Annotated in this window: 11 protein-coding genes and 2 pseudogenes; 5 read left to right on the forward strand and 8 right to left on the reverse strand. The window is 75.5% G+C overall.

Going from position 1 to position 12,426, the window contains the following annotated elements:
- Window positions 1–27: 27 nt before the first annotated feature.
- The 7 genes from O7628_RS07480 to O7628_RS07510 all read right to left on the reverse strand — a co-directional run bounded on the left by O7628_RS07480 (window position 28) and on the right by O7628_RS07510 (window position 4,646).
- Window positions 28–654: a histidine phosphatase family protein gene (locus O7628_RS07480; RefSeq protein WP_043965748.1), complete on the reverse strand. Its 627-nt coding sequence runs from the start codon at window positions 652–654 to the stop codon at window positions 28–30.
- Window positions 655–707: 53 nt separating this feature from the next.
- Window positions 708–1,235, reverse strand: coding sequence for a dihydrofolate reductase family protein (locus tag O7628_RS07485; RefSeq protein ID WP_278129334.1), 528 nt, complete (start codon window positions 1,233–1,235; stop codon window positions 708–710).
- A 150-nt stretch (window positions 1,236–1,385) separates the two neighbouring features.
- Entirely contained in the window at window positions 1,386–1,781 is a 396-nt protein-coding gene (locus tag O7628_RS07490) for a PIN domain-containing protein (RefSeq protein ID WP_278129335.1), read from the reverse strand.
- A complete protein-coding gene (locus tag O7628_RS07495; RefSeq protein WP_278129336.1) occupies window positions 1,778–2,017 on the reverse strand; it encodes a hypothetical protein in 240 nt (79 codons plus the stop codon). Before O7628_RS07495 ends, O7628_RS07490 begins: the two co-directional genes overlap by 4 nt.
- A 72-nt stretch (window positions 2,018–2,089) precedes the next feature.
- Window positions 2,090–3,175 carry a redox-regulated ATPase YchF gene (ychF, locus tag O7628_RS07500; RefSeq protein ID WP_074472611.1) on the reverse strand — a complete coding sequence of 362 codons (1,086 nt, stop codon included), beginning with the start codon at window positions 3,173–3,175 and terminating at the stop codon, window positions 2,090–2,092.
- Between the two features lie 84 nt (window positions 3,176–3,259).
- Window positions 3,260–3,997: a peptidase E gene (locus tag O7628_RS07505; protein WP_278129337.1), complete on the reverse strand. Its 738-nt coding sequence runs from the start codon at window positions 3,995–3,997 to the stop codon at window positions 3,260–3,262.
- A 109-nt stretch (window positions 3,998–4,106) separates the two neighbouring features.
- The gene (locus O7628_RS07510) at window positions 4,107–4,646 is read right to left on the reverse strand and encodes a MarR family transcriptional regulator (RefSeq protein ID WP_278129338.1); all 540 of its coding nucleotides are present in this window, start codon (window positions 4,644–4,646) and stop codon (window positions 4,107–4,109) included.
- A 92-nt stretch (window positions 4,647–4,738) separates the two neighbouring features.
- Here O7628_RS07510 and O7628_RS32655 point away from each other — a divergent pair.
- Window positions 4,739–5,557 (forward strand): annotated as a pseudogene (locus tag O7628_RS32655) (EamA family transporter); the annotation flags it as partial.
- A 260-nt stretch (window positions 5,558–5,817) separates the two neighbouring features.
- Here O7628_RS32655 and O7628_RS32660 read toward each other — a convergent pair.
- Window positions 5,818–6,276: a hypothetical protein gene (locus O7628_RS32660; RefSeq protein ID WP_074472609.1), complete on the reverse strand. Its 459-nt coding sequence runs from the start codon at window positions 6,274–6,276 to the stop codon at window positions 5,818–5,820.
- 254 nt (window positions 6,277–6,530) lie between these two features.
- Between O7628_RS32660 and O7628_RS07520 the strand changes: the two genes are divergently transcribed.
- The 4 genes and pseudogenes from O7628_RS07520 (at window position 6,531) to O7628_RS07535 (ending at window position 12,377) form a co-directional block, all read left to right on the forward strand.
- Window positions 6,531–7,955 carry an AlkA N-terminal domain-containing protein gene (locus O7628_RS07520; RefSeq protein WP_278129340.1) on the forward strand — a complete coding sequence of 475 codons (1,425 nt, stop codon included), beginning with the start codon at window positions 6,531–6,533 and terminating at the stop codon, window positions 7,953–7,955.
- Window positions 7,952–8,446, forward strand: a pseudogene (locus O7628_RS07525) (methylated-DNA--[protein]-cysteine S-methyltransferase); the annotation flags it as partial. The gene O7628_RS07520 and the pseudogene O7628_RS07525, both read left to right, overlap by 4 nt.
- A gap of 134 nt (window positions 8,447–8,580) precedes the next feature.
- Window positions 8,581–10,470 carry an ABC transporter ATP-binding protein gene (locus O7628_RS07530; protein WP_278129341.1) on the forward strand — a complete coding sequence of 630 codons (1,890 nt, stop codon included), beginning with the start codon at window positions 8,581–8,583 and terminating at the stop codon, window positions 10,468–10,470.
- A gap of 68 nt (window positions 10,471–10,538) precedes the next feature.
- Window positions 10,539–12,377: an ABC transporter ATP-binding protein gene (locus tag O7628_RS07535; protein WP_278136250.1), complete on the forward strand. Its 1,839-nt coding sequence runs from the start codon at window positions 10,539–10,541 to the stop codon at window positions 12,375–12,377.
- Window positions 12,378–12,426: the final 49 nt, after the last annotated feature.

The following is a 12,426-nucleotide window of genomic DNA, read 5'->3' on the forward strand; positions in this document are numbered from 1 at the left end:
ACGTCAGGACCGACACCCCCGAGGGCTTCAGGAGACGTCGCTGAAGCGCCGCAGGGTCCAGCGGGGCGGCGGCCAGCCCGTCGGATCGCCGTCGGTGGTCCACTCGGTGATCGAGGCCGGCGCCACCTCCATGTCGAACGCCCGGAACAGCGGCTGGGCGGCGAGCGCGTGGAAGGACGCCTCGACCGTCTCGGTGTGCCCGACCAGCACGGCCGTGCCGCCCCAGTGCCGGTGGGCGATGTCCATGATCGCGCGGCTGACGCGGACGACCAGCTCGGCCCAGCTCTCGTTGCCCTCCTCGAACGGCCGGAACACGCCGCCGCCCTCGACGGCGTGCTCGGTCTGGAACTGGGCGGTGGGCAGCCCGTCGGCGTACGGCGGGGTGTGCCAGGCGCAGAGCCCGCAGTCGGGCACCGGGCTGACGCCCAGCGCCTCGGCGATGGGCCACGCGGTCTCGACGGTCCGGCGCAGCACCGAGGAGTAGACCGCCACCGGCCCGGCGACGGCGAGTTCGTCGCGGAGCCGGTCGGCCAGCCGGCGCGCCTGCTGATGGCCAGAGTCGGTCAGTCCCCGGCAGCCACCGGGGCCACCCACGACATCCTCGACCTTGTGCACCGACTCGCCGTGCCGGACGAAGAGGAGCCGAGTTCGCATCAGGACATCATGTCCTGCCCCGGGGCACCCTGTCGATCAAGCAGCGGCAACGTTCAGTACGCCACGCGGTACCAGTGGGCCGTCTCGCCGGGGATCGGCGTCAGTCGAACGGCAGGCCCGCCCGGGTCGTCGAAGATGCGCACCCCTGCGCCGAGCAGCACCGGAGCGAAGAAGATCAGGACTTCGTCGAGCAGCCCGGCGCGGACGCACTGGCGGGCGACCTCCGCGCCGAGGACGTTGACGTACCTGTCGCCGGCGGCCTCCCGGGCCTGCGCCACGGCGCTGGGCAAATCGCCGACGAACGTGATCCCCGGGTGCGGCTCGGCCGGTGGCCGGTGGGTGAGGACGAACACCGGGCCGTGGTACTGCCCGCCGAACGCGCCCTCCTTGTCGGTGCCCCGGTTGGGGTCGCCGCCGCCGAAGGTGCCGTTGCCGGCGAGGATCGCGCCGACCCCGGCCAGCAGGCGGTCCGCCGTCGGGTTCTCGCCCGTCAGGTGCTCGGTCAGCCAGGACATGTCCCCGCCGGGGCCGGCGATGTAGCCGTCGAGCGACGCCGTCGCCGAGTACAGCAGCTTGGCCATGGTGCTCCGTTCGTCGGTGGTCGGTCGGGTGGACCGCCGCCGGCCGGCGAACTCATCGGCGGAGCGGCCTCAGACGTTGAAGCGGAACTCCACCGGGTTGCGTCGCCGATCAACAGCTTGACGCACCGTCGCGACCATCGGAGAACCCGCCTACAGCGCTATGGCCCGCACCCGCCGCCCGCACAGCTTGACCATGTCGTCGACATCGGAGGTCAGGACCGCCACCGGTGCGGGTAGCCGTAGCGCCACCTCGGCGACCATGGCGTCGACGGCGTACTTGTGCCCGTGCAGCCCTGCCGCCTTCAGCAGCCCGGCACTGCGGCGGGCACTCTCCTTCGTCACCGCCTCGACTCGGATTCGGGACAGCAACCAGTCCAGCCGCGCGATGTCCAGACCGGAGTGGGAGACCTCGATGATGGTGGCCGCCGACATGGCGAGGTCGACCCCGTCACGCTCCGCCTGCTCGAACAGGCGCATTACCTTTCGATCCTGGTCGATCCACCTTGAGAAACCCTGCGAGTCGAGCACCAGCGACTCAAGGCTCACGCCGCGCGCCCGATCTCCTCGGTTCCGTGCAACAGCGCCCGAGCCTCGGCCATCTCCTCGTCAGTGAACGCCCCGAGCTCGTCTTGGTAGCGGTCCAACTCCTCCCGGAGAAGCCTGCGCCGCTCGGCCCGCTCGGCCAGCTCGGTGAGGTAGCCGGAGACGTTGTCGGTGTGGGCCTTCATGCTCTCCAGCAGCTCTGCCGGCAGCGTGATGGTGACCTTCTTCGTCCTCGCCATTCATCGACCATACCACGGTGTTACCACCGCTGAACCGAACCGATCCGAGGCGCGCGCATGACCTGACCGGCCTCAGACGTTGAAGCGGAACTCCACGACGTCGCCGTCCTGCATGACGTACTCCTTGCCCTCGATGCGGACCTTGCCCGCCGCCTTCGCCGCCGCCATCGAGCCGGCCGCGACCAGGTCGTCGTAGGAGACCACCTCGGCCTTGATGAACCCGCGCTGGAAGTCGGAGTGGATGACCCCCGCGGCCTCCGGGGCGGTCGCGCCGACCGGGACCGTCCAGGCCCGCGCTTCCTTGGGCCCGGCCGTGAGGTACGTCTGGAGCCCCAGCGTGCGGAAGCCGACCCGGACGAGCTGGTCGAGCCCCGGCTCGGACTGCCCGATGGACTCCAGCAGCTCGCGGGCCTCCTCCTCGGGCAGGTCCACCAGCTCGGACTCGATCTTGGCGTCCATGAAGACCGCCTCGGCCGGGGCGACCAGGGCGCGCAGCTCGTCGAGGAACTCGGCGTTGGCCAGCTCGGCCTCGTCGACGTTGAAGACGTAGAGGAACGGCTTGGTGGTGAGCAGGTGCAGCTCGCGCAGGTGCTCCAGGTCGATCTTGGCGGGGGCCGCGCCGGCGTACAGGGTCGTGCCGCCGTCGAGGACCTCGACGGCCTGCTTCGCGGCGGTCACGGCGGCGGCCCGGTCCTTGCGGAGCTTGGCCTCCTTCTCCAGCCGGGGCAGCGCCTTCTCCAGCGTCTGGAGGTCGGCCAGGATCAGCTCGGTGTTGATCGTCTCGATGTCGTCGGCCGGGGAGACCTTGCCGTCGACGTGCACCACGTTCGGGTCGGAGAAGGCGCGCACCACCTGGCAGATCGCCGACGCGTCCCGGATGTTCGCCAGGAACGCGTTGCCCCGCCCCTGCCCCTTCGACGCGCCCCGGACCAGGCCGGCGATGTCGACGAACGACACCGGCGCGGGCAGGACCTTCTGCGAGGAGAAGATCTCGGCCAGCTTGGTCAGCCGCTCGTCCGGCAGCCCGACGACGCCGACGTTGGGCTCGATGGTGGCGAAGGGGTAGTTCGCCGCGAGCACGTCGTTCTTGGTCAGCGCGTTGAACAGGGTGCTCTTGCCGACGTTGGGCAGGCCGACGATCCCGATGGTGAGGCTCACGGCCGGCCAGTCTACGCGGCCGACCCCCGTCGGCTCCGGTCAGCTCGCCCCACCGGGTCGCCGGCCGCCTCCGGTCGGCTCACCTCACCCGGCCAACAGGCGCGGCTCGATCCGGGCCTCCCGGACCTCGCCGTCGGCGGCGCGAGTGACCTCGTACGCGGCGACGCCCGGCCGGTCGGCGACCGCCTCGACCAGGCGGGTGCCCCGGTAGACCAGCCCGACGCCGTCGTCGGTGCAGTGGCTCGTCGGCAGCGTGCCGTCGGCGACCAGCGCGTGCATCAGGGGTCGCCGCTGCTCCTCGCTGTCGTAGTGCACCCCGTTGCCGTACGGCAACCAGCCCAGGCCGTCGGTGAAGCCGCGCAGCCGAGGGCCGAAGCTGTCGGTGGCGCCGCCGAGGTGCCAGCAGATCGAGCCGGCGGAGACCCCGGCCAGCACCACCCCGGCCTGCCAGCACTCGTGCAGGATCTCGTCGAGGCCGTGCACCCGCCACACAGCGCACAGGTTGGCGACGCTGCCGCCGCCGACCCAGAGCACGTCCTGGGCGAGCAGGTGCGCCCGGACGTCGTCGACGTTCGGCATCGGGAACAGCGCCAGGTGCGACGCCCGGAACCGGGTGCCGGCGAAGGCCGCGTGGACGGCGGCGATGGAGGCGTCCCGGTCGCCGACGGCCTGGCCGAGGTAGCACAGCCGGGGCTCGGGACCGGCCCCGGCCAGCTCGGCGGCCAGCTCGAAGACCGGCCCGGGGCGCAGGTCGTAGGGCCCGAGCCGGCGGCTGAGGAAGCCCATGCTGGTGGCGACGATGGTCGGTTCGCTGGCGGGCACGGCGGTCGGTCCTCTCCTCGGTGGGGCCGCCGCGACGCGCGTCGGGCGCTCGCGGCACGGCCTCAGGGCGGGGGTGGCGTCGGGGCGGGGTGTCAGGGGTGGGATGAGGTCAGGGGCGCGGGGTCAGGGGCGGGCGGGGGCGGCGGCTGGTGGGGTCGGGGGCGGCAGCGGCGAGCAGCTCGCGCAGCAGCTCCGCCAGCCGCTCCTGGTCCCGTTGCGGGAGGACGTCGAGCAGCCGCTGCTGGGTCGCCAGCCCGGCGTCGGCGGCCTCCTCGGCGACCCGCCGGCCGGTGTCGGTCAGGGTCACCTGGAGGCCCCGCCGGTCGGCCGGATCCGGGGCGCGGCGCACGAGGCCGGCGCGCTCCAGGCGGTCGAGGCGGCCGGTCATCCCGCCCGAGGTGAGCATCAGCCCGGCGGCCAGGGCCTTGGGCGCGAGCGTGTACGGGGCGCCGGCCCGGCGCAGGGCGGCCAGCACGTCGAACTCGCCCCGGCTGATGCCCCAGGCCGCGTACACCCGCTCCTGCTCGTCGCCGACCAGCCGGGCCAGGCGGTAGATCCGGCCGAAGACGGCCATCGGCTCGGGTCGCATCCCGGCGCGTTCGCGCCGCCACTGCTCGACGATGGCGTCGACGTCGTCCCGCTCGGTCACCCCGGCATTGTGCCGCACCTCGCACTGGCGCTGTCGGCTCGGCGGTGATTAGCTTAGCGACAAGCTACTTAGTTGCTAATGATTGGTGTCCCATGTCCCGCCGCACCGCCGACCTGCTGGCCACCGCCGCCGCGCCCGCCGCCTGGGGCACCACCTACCTGGTCACCTCCGAGCTGCTGCCGCCCGACCGGCCGCTCTGGTCCGGGGTGGTGCGGGCCCTCCCGGCCGGGCTGCTGCTGCTCGCCCTGACCCGACGCCGCCCCCACGGCGCGTGGTGGTGGCGGGCCGCCGCGCTCGGCGCGCTCAACATCGGTGCGTTCTTCCCGCTGCTCTTCTACGCCGCGTACCGGCTGCCCGGCGGCACCGCCGCCGTGCTCGGCGCGGCACAGCCGCTGCTGGTCGCCGCGCTGGCCGTGGGCGCCCTCGGCGAACGCCCCCGGCCGCCGGCCGTGCTCGCCGCGCTCGTCGCCCCGCTGGGCGTGACGCTGGTCGTGCTCCGCCCCGACGCCGGCACCGACCCGCTGGGCGTCGCCGCCGGGCTCATCGGCACCGCCGCGATGGCGGCCGGGCTGGTGCTGACCCGCCGCTGGGGCCGCCCGGCCGGCGTCGGCACCCTCGCCGCGACGAGCTGGCAGCTCACCGCCGGGGGCCTGCTGATCGCGCCGCTCGCCGTCGCGGTCGAGGGACCGCCGCCGCCCGTCGACGGCCCGGCCCTGCTCGGGTACGCCTGGCTCGGGCTGGTCGGCACCGCCGCCGCGTACGCCCTGTGGTTCCGCGGCGCGGCGCGGCTGCCCCTGACCCAGGTCTCCGTGCTCGGCGCGCTGAGCCCGCTGACCGCCGCCGCGCTCGGCTGGCTGGCGCTGGGCCAGGCGTTGAGCGCGACGCAGCTCGCGGGCTTCGCCCTGGCGATCGCCGCCACCGTCGTCGGGCAGCTCCCGGCGCTGCCGGGCAGCCGGCCCGGACGACGCGCCGCCGGCCACCAACGGCCCCGCACGACGCCGCCCGCAGGCGCGGCACCGCCCGCGCACACGATGACCTCCGCAGGCGCGTCACCGCCTGCGCGTACGACGACCTCCGCAGGCGCGTCACCGCCTGCGCGTACGACGACCTCCGCAGGCGCGTCACCGCCCGCGCATACGACGACCTCCGCAGGCGCGGCACCACCCGCAGGCTATCCGGGCTCGCGGCTGCCGGCCCCGGAGAGCACGGCGGCGGCGAACTCCCGGCGGGCCGTCGGCGGCAGGCCCCGGGCCGCCGCGCCCGGCAGCGTGAACCGGTGCGCCGCCGACGGGCCGGCCGCCTCCGACTCCCCGAGCATCCAGCGCACCTCGTCGACCGTCCAGCCCAGCCCGGGGCGACCGGCGATCTCCCGCACCAGGCGCAGCCCCACCCGGGTGTCGTCGTCGTAGAACCGCATGCACCAGTGGTGCGCCCACATGCCGAGCGCGCGCAGGCCGGGGGCGTCGAGCGAGGCGACGAGCCGGCCGCAGGCCGTGTCCGGGAACGCCCGCCCCGGGTCACCGGCCCGGTCCCGCTCCATCGCCCCGTACGCCGCCGGGGCGACCGCCCGCATCCGGTCGTAGAAGCCCTGGACCACCGTGCGGTCGAGCCGCGCCCGCCCCGACCGCATCAGCGGACCTCCCGCCCGACCAGGCTCGCCATCGCCGCACCCCTTCTTGAGTTGGTGGCGGGACGGTACCGGCCACGACCGACACTTTCCCGCCCGGATCCGCCCGCTCCGGCGCACGCGGGCGGGCTGACCTGGAGCGCCGTTGTTAACAGGGGGCCCTTCCTCTACAGAAGGCGTTAACAAGGGGCCCTTCCTTGCAACCAGGTCCGAATTCCGCGAGCCGGGCGCCGGGAGGGCGGGGCAGTATCGGGGGCGTGGAGTTGGAGTTCGAGCGCTGCTACCGGGCCGTCGACAGCCGCGACCAGCGGTTCGACGGCTGGTTCTACACGGGCGTGACGTCGACCGGGATCTACTGCCGGCCGTCCTGCCCGGCGACGACGCCGAAGCGGCGAAACGTCCGGTTCTTCCCGTCGGCCGCCGCCGCCCAGTCGGCCGGGCTGCGGGCCTGCCGCCGGTGCCGCCCCGACGCCGCCCCGGGCTCGCCCGAGTGGGACGTCCGGGCGGACGTGGTGGGCCGGGCCATGCGGCTCATCGCCGACGGGGTCGTCGACCGGGACGGCGTGCCCGGGCTGGCCACCCGGCTCGGCTACACCGAGCGGCACCTGCACCGGATGCTCCGCGCCGAGTTGGGGGCCGGGCCCCTGGCGCTCGCCCGGGCGCAGCGCGCCCAGACCGCCCGCATCCTGATCGAGACGACAGGGCTCGGGATGGCCGAGATCGCGTTCGCGGCCGGGTTCGGCAGCGTCCGGCAGTTCAACGACACGGTGCGGGAGGTCTACGCCCTCGCCCCGTCGCAGCTACGGGCCGCCCGGGGTGGCCGGCCGACGCCGGGCGGGGCGGGCACGATCACGCTGCGGCTGGCGTACCGGCCGCCGTTGCACGCGGCGGCGCTGCTGGACTTCCTCGCGCTGCGGGCGCTGCCCGGCGTGGAGGAGGTGCGCGACGGGACGTACCACCGGGGGCTGCGGCTGCCGCACGGCGCGGCGGAGGTGGCGCTGACCCCGGCGGACGGCCACGTCTCGGCGACGCTGCGGCTGGCCGACCTGCGCGACCTGGCCCCGGCGGTGGCCCGCTGCCGCCGGCTGTTCGACCTCGACGCCGACCCGGCGGCCGTCGACGGCACCCTCGCCGCCGATCCCGCGCTGGCCCCGGCGGTGGCGGCCGAACCGGGCGTGCGCCTGCCCCGCGCCGTCGACGGCCTGGAGATGCTCGTCCGCGCCGTCGCCACCCAGCAGGTCTCGGTGGCCTCGGCCCGCACCACCCTCACCCGGCTGCTGCCGCCCGCCCCCGCCGACGGCGGGTTGCGGGGCTTCCCCGACGCGGAGGAGCTGCTGGCGGCGGCCGACGGGGAGTTCCGGATGCCGGCGGCCCGGCGGGAGACGATCCGCGCCGCCGCGCGGGCCGTCGCCGACGGCACGCTCGACCTCGACCCGGGCGGGGACCGGGAGGAGGCCGTGCGGCGGCTCCTGGCGATCCCCGGGATCGGCGCCTGGACGGCCGGCTACGTGGCCATGCGCGCCCTCGGCGACCCGGACATCGGCCTCACCACCGACCTGGCCGTGCGGCGCGGCGCCGCCGCGCTCGGCCTGCCCGACGACCCATCGACCCTCGACGCGTACGCCGGGCGCTGGCGCCCCTGGCGCTCGTACGCGGTGATCCGACTCTGGAGAGCAGCATGACCACCACCCTCGACGGCGCGGTCGTCGGCACCCCCGCCGGCCCGCTGAGCATCGTGACCGGCCCCGACGGGGCGGTCCGGGCGGCCGGGTTCACCGCCGAACCGGATTCGCTGCTGCCGCTGGTGCACCCCGGGCTGCGTGGCCCGGTGCGGCGGCGCGACGACCTCGGGCCGGTGACCGCCGCCGTCGCCGCGTACCTCGACGGCGACCTGACGGCCATCGACCCGGTGCCCGTGCAGCAGCACACCGGCGGGGCGTTCCAGGCGCACGCGTGGCGGGTGCTGCGCGAGGTGGGGCCCGGTCACCCGGTCACCTACACGGCGTACGCGGCGCTGGCCGGGCGGCCGGCGGCGGTGCGCGCCGCGGCGGCGGCCTGTGCCCGCAACGCCGCCGCCCTGTTCGTCCCGTGCCACCGGGTGCTGCGCACCGACGGGAGCCTCGGCGGCTACCGCTGGGGGCTGGACGTGAAGCGCTGGCTGCTCGCCCACGAGGCCCGCGAGCCCGGCGCGGCACACGAGCCCGGCGCGGCACACGAGCCCGGCGCGACGGCGGAAACCCTTGCGGGCAACGGGAACTGCCGAAAGTTGACAGCGGCGACCGTCCACTTAGGCGCTACCGTCGGTTAGTGCCTGCGGAGAGCGACGGCGTCCGAACCCACCGTGGCGACGCCGCTCGCCCGCTGCGCAACCTCTGGCGGCTGCGCCACTACCTTCGCCCGCACGCCGTCGCGTTCTGCTGGCTGCTCGCGGCGGCGCTGGCGGCCACCGGGGCGAGCCTGGCGGTGCCGCTGGTGGTGCAGCGGGTGGTCGACGGCCCGGTCGCCCGGCACGACCCGGGCGGCCTGGTCCGGCTCGGTGGGCTGGCCCTGCTGCTCGGCCTGGCCGAGGCCCTGCTGATCTTCATCCGCCGGTGGGCCCAGACCTCGTCCTCGGTGGGCATGGAGGCGACGATCCGGGCCGACGTCTACGCCCACCTGCAACGGCTGCCGGCCGGCTTCCACGACCGGTGGCAGACCGGGCAGCTGCTGTCGCGGGTCACCAGCGACCTGTCGGTGATCCGCCGGTTCCTCTCCTTCGGCCTGCTGTTCCTGGTGCTCAACCTGGTCACCTACGTCGCCGTGGTGGTGCTGCTGGTCCGGCTGCACCCGACGCTGGGGCTGCTGGTGGCGGCCAGCGCCGTGCCGCTGTTCCTGATCAGCCGCCGCTTCGGCCGGTATTACCATTCGGCGTCGCGGCGGATGCAGGACCAGCAGGGCGACGTGGCCACCCTCGTCGAGGAGACCGCGCAGGGCCTGCGCACGATGAAGGCGTACGGCCGGGGGCCGGAGCTGGCCGCCCGGTTCGCCGACGGCGCGCGGGCGCTGCACGACACCGGCGTGGCCAAGAGCCGGCTGCTGGCCCGCACCTCCGCGCTGTTCGACCTGGTGCCCAACCTGACCCTCGGCGTGGTGCTGGTCGCCGGGGCGGTCTCCGCCGCCCGGGGCGCGCTGACCATCGGCGAGCTGGTCGCGTTCGTCAGCCTGCAACTGATGCTGGTCTGGCCGGTGCAGTCGCTGGGCTGGATCATCGCCAACGGCCAGGAGGCGGCGACGGCCGCCGACCGCATCCAGGAGGTGCTGGACACCGAGCCGGCGATCGTGGACGCTCCGCACGCCGTCGGCCTGGCCCGGGCGGGGGTCCGGGGCCGGCTGGCGTTCGAGGGCGTGTCGTTCCGCTACCCCGGCACGCCCGCGCCGGTGCTGCGCGGCATCGACCTGACCGTGGAGCCGGGCGAGACGCTGGCCCTGGTGGGGGCCACCGGGGCCGGCAAGAGCACCCTGCTCTCGCTGGTGCCCCGGCTGCACGACGTGACCGCCGGCCGGATCACCCTCGACGGTCACGACGTGCGGGACCTGCGGCTGGCCTCGCTGCGCCGGCTGGTCGGGGTGGCCTTCGAGGAGCCGACGCTGTTCTCCATGTCGGTCTGGGAGAACCTCACGCTGGGCCGCCCGGACGCCGACGAGGACGAGGTCCACGCGGCGCTGGCGCTGGCCCAGGCCGACTTCGCGTACGAGTTGCCGTGGGGGCTGGCCACCCGGGTCGGCGAGCAGGGGCTCACCCTCTCCGGCGGGCAGCGGCAGCGGCTGGCGCTGGCCCGGGCCGTCCTCGGCCGGCCGGCGCTGCTGGTGCTGGACGACCCGCTGTCCGCCCTCGACGTGCACACCGAGGCGCTGGTCGAGGCGGCGCTGCGGCGGGTGCTGCGGGACACCACCGCCCTGCTCGTGGTGCACCGGCCGTCGACCGTCGCGCTGGCCGACCGGGTGGCGCTGCTGGAACGGGGCCGGATCACGGCGGTCGGCACCCACTCGCGGCTGCTGGCCACGGTGCCGGCGTACCGGGCGGTCCTCTCCGCCGAGCCGCCCCCGGCCGAGCCGCCCCCGGGCGCCGCCCGCCCCGCCGGCACGCTGCCCGGCGACGCCCGCCCCGCCGGCACGCTGCCGACCGGGCCGGACGGCCGTGGGCTGGTGCGGTCGTGACCACGACCGCCGACGACGCCGCAGCCGACGCAGCCGGGGACGCCGGCCGGCGCGGGCCGGCCACGCGCCTGGAGCTCCAGCGGTGGCGGGGGCGCGCCACCGACCCGGAGGCCGACCGGAGCCGGGCCGAGGAGGCGACCCCCGAGGCCGTCGCGCGGCTGCGGGTGCGCAGCCGGGCGCTGCTGCGCGACCTGCTGCGCCCGCACCGGGGCCGGCTGGGGCTGGCCGTGGGGCTGCTGCTGGCCCAGAACGCCGCCGCCATGTCCGGGCCGTACCTGGTGATGCTCGGCATCGACCGGGCCATCGGGCCCCTGCGGGCCGGCGACAGCGGGCCCCTGGCCGCCATCGCCGGCGCGTTCGCCGCCGCCACCGTCGTCGAGTACGCGGCCCGGCGCGGCTTCCTCACCCTCTCCGCCCGGATCGGCCAGGCCGTGCTGCTGGAGCTGCGCCAGCGGGTGTACGGCCACTTCCTGCGGCTGTCCGTCGGCTTCCACGAGCGCTACACGTCGGGCCGGATGATCTCCCGCCTCACCAGCGACCTGGACTCGATCGCCGAGTTGCTCGACGGGGGCGTCGACAACCTGGTCCTCGCCGCGCTGTCGATCCTGTCGGTGGCCGGCATCCTGCTCTGGCTGGACCTGCCGCTGGCGGCGGTGACGCTGCTGGCGTTCCCGTTCCTGTTCTGGCTGTCCCGCTGGTTCGCCCGCGCCTCGGCCGGCGCGTACCGGCGGACCCGGGAGGCGGTGTCGCTGGTCATCGTGCACTTCGTCGAGTCGCTGCGCGGCATCCGGGCGGTGCAGGCGTACCGGCGGGAGCCGCGCAACCAGCGGATCTTCGCGGCCGTCAACGACGACTACCGTCAGGCCAGCCTGCACGCGTTCCGGCTGATCGCCACCTACTCCCCCGGGATCAAGGTGATCGGGAACGTGACCGTGGCGGTGGTGCTCGGCTACGGCGGGGCCCGGGTGCTCGGCGGCGGGATGGAGGTGGGGGTGCTCGCCGCGTTCCTGCTCTACCTGCGCCGCTTCTTCGAGCCGATGCAGGAGCTGAGCCAGTTCTACAACTCCCTCCAGTCGGCGACGGCGGCGCTGGAGAAGCTCGCCGGGGTGCTCGACGAGCGGCCGGGGGTCGCCGAGCCGGCGCACCCGGTGCCGCTGCCCGGCGGCGGCGGGCGGGGCGCGGTGGAGTTCCGGTCGGTCCGCTTCGGCTACCGGGCCGACGCGCCGATCCTGTCGGGCCTGGACCTGACCGTCCCGGCCGGGCAGACCGTCGCGCTGGTCGGGGCGACCGGGGCGGGCAAGTCCACCATCGCCAAGCTGCTGGCCCGGTTCCACGACCCGGACGCCGGCGCGGTCGCCCTGGACGGGGTCGACCTGCGGGACCTGGCCGACGCCGAGCTGCGCCGGGCGGTGGTGCTGGTGACCCAGGAGAACCACCTGTTCAGCGGCTCGGTGGCGGAGAACATCCGGTTCGGCCGACCGGGCGCGGACGACGCGGCGGTGCGGGCGGCGGCCCGCGCCATCGGCGCGCACGACTTCATCGCCGCCCTGCCCGACGGGTACGCCACCGAGGTGCGCCGCCGCGGCGGCCGGCTCTCCGCCGGGCAGCGGCAGCTCGTGGCGTTCGCCCGCGCGTTCCTCGCCGACCCCCGCGTGCTGATCCTCGACGAGGCGACGTCGTCGCTCGACGTGCCCACGGAACGGCTGGTGCAGCGGGCGCTCGCCACGGTGCTGCGGGACCGGACGGCGCTGGTGATCGCGCACCGGCTCTCCACCGTCGAGACGGCCGACCGGGTGCTCGTCCTCGACGGCGGCCGGGTCGTGGAGGACGGCCCGCCGGAGCGGCTCACCGCCTGCGGCGGCCGGTACGCGGCGCTGCGCCGCCAGTGGCGCGACTCCCTGGTCTGACCGGTGCCCGCCGATCTGGGCTGACCGGACACGCCCGGCGATCTGGGCT

It is taken from the genome of Micromonospora sp. WMMD956 (assembly GCF_029626125.1).
Taxonomy (GTDB): Bacteria; Actinomycetota; Actinomycetes; order Mycobacteriales; family Micromonosporaceae; genus Micromonospora; species Micromonospora carbonacea.

What these genes read in the sequence shown, in the direction of transcription:
- O7628_RS32660 (WP_074472609.1), bottom strand. Translation starts at nt 6,276, where the DNA reads ATGCGGTCGGGGCGGGCGCGGCTCGACCGCACGGTGGTCCAGGGCTTC.
- O7628_RS07495 (WP_278129336.1), bottom strand. Translation starts at nt 2,017, where the DNA reads ATGGCGAGGACGAAGAAGGTCACCATCACGCTGCCGGCAGAGCTGCTG.
- O7628_RS07485 (WP_278129334.1), bottom strand. Translation starts at nt 1,235, where the DNA reads ATGGCCAAGCTGCTGTACTCGGCGACGGCGTCGCTCGACGGCTACATC.
- O7628_RS07480 (WP_043965748.1), bottom strand. Translation starts at nt 654, where the DNA reads ATGCGAACTCGGCTCCTCTTCGTCCGGCACGGCGAGTCGGTGCACAAG.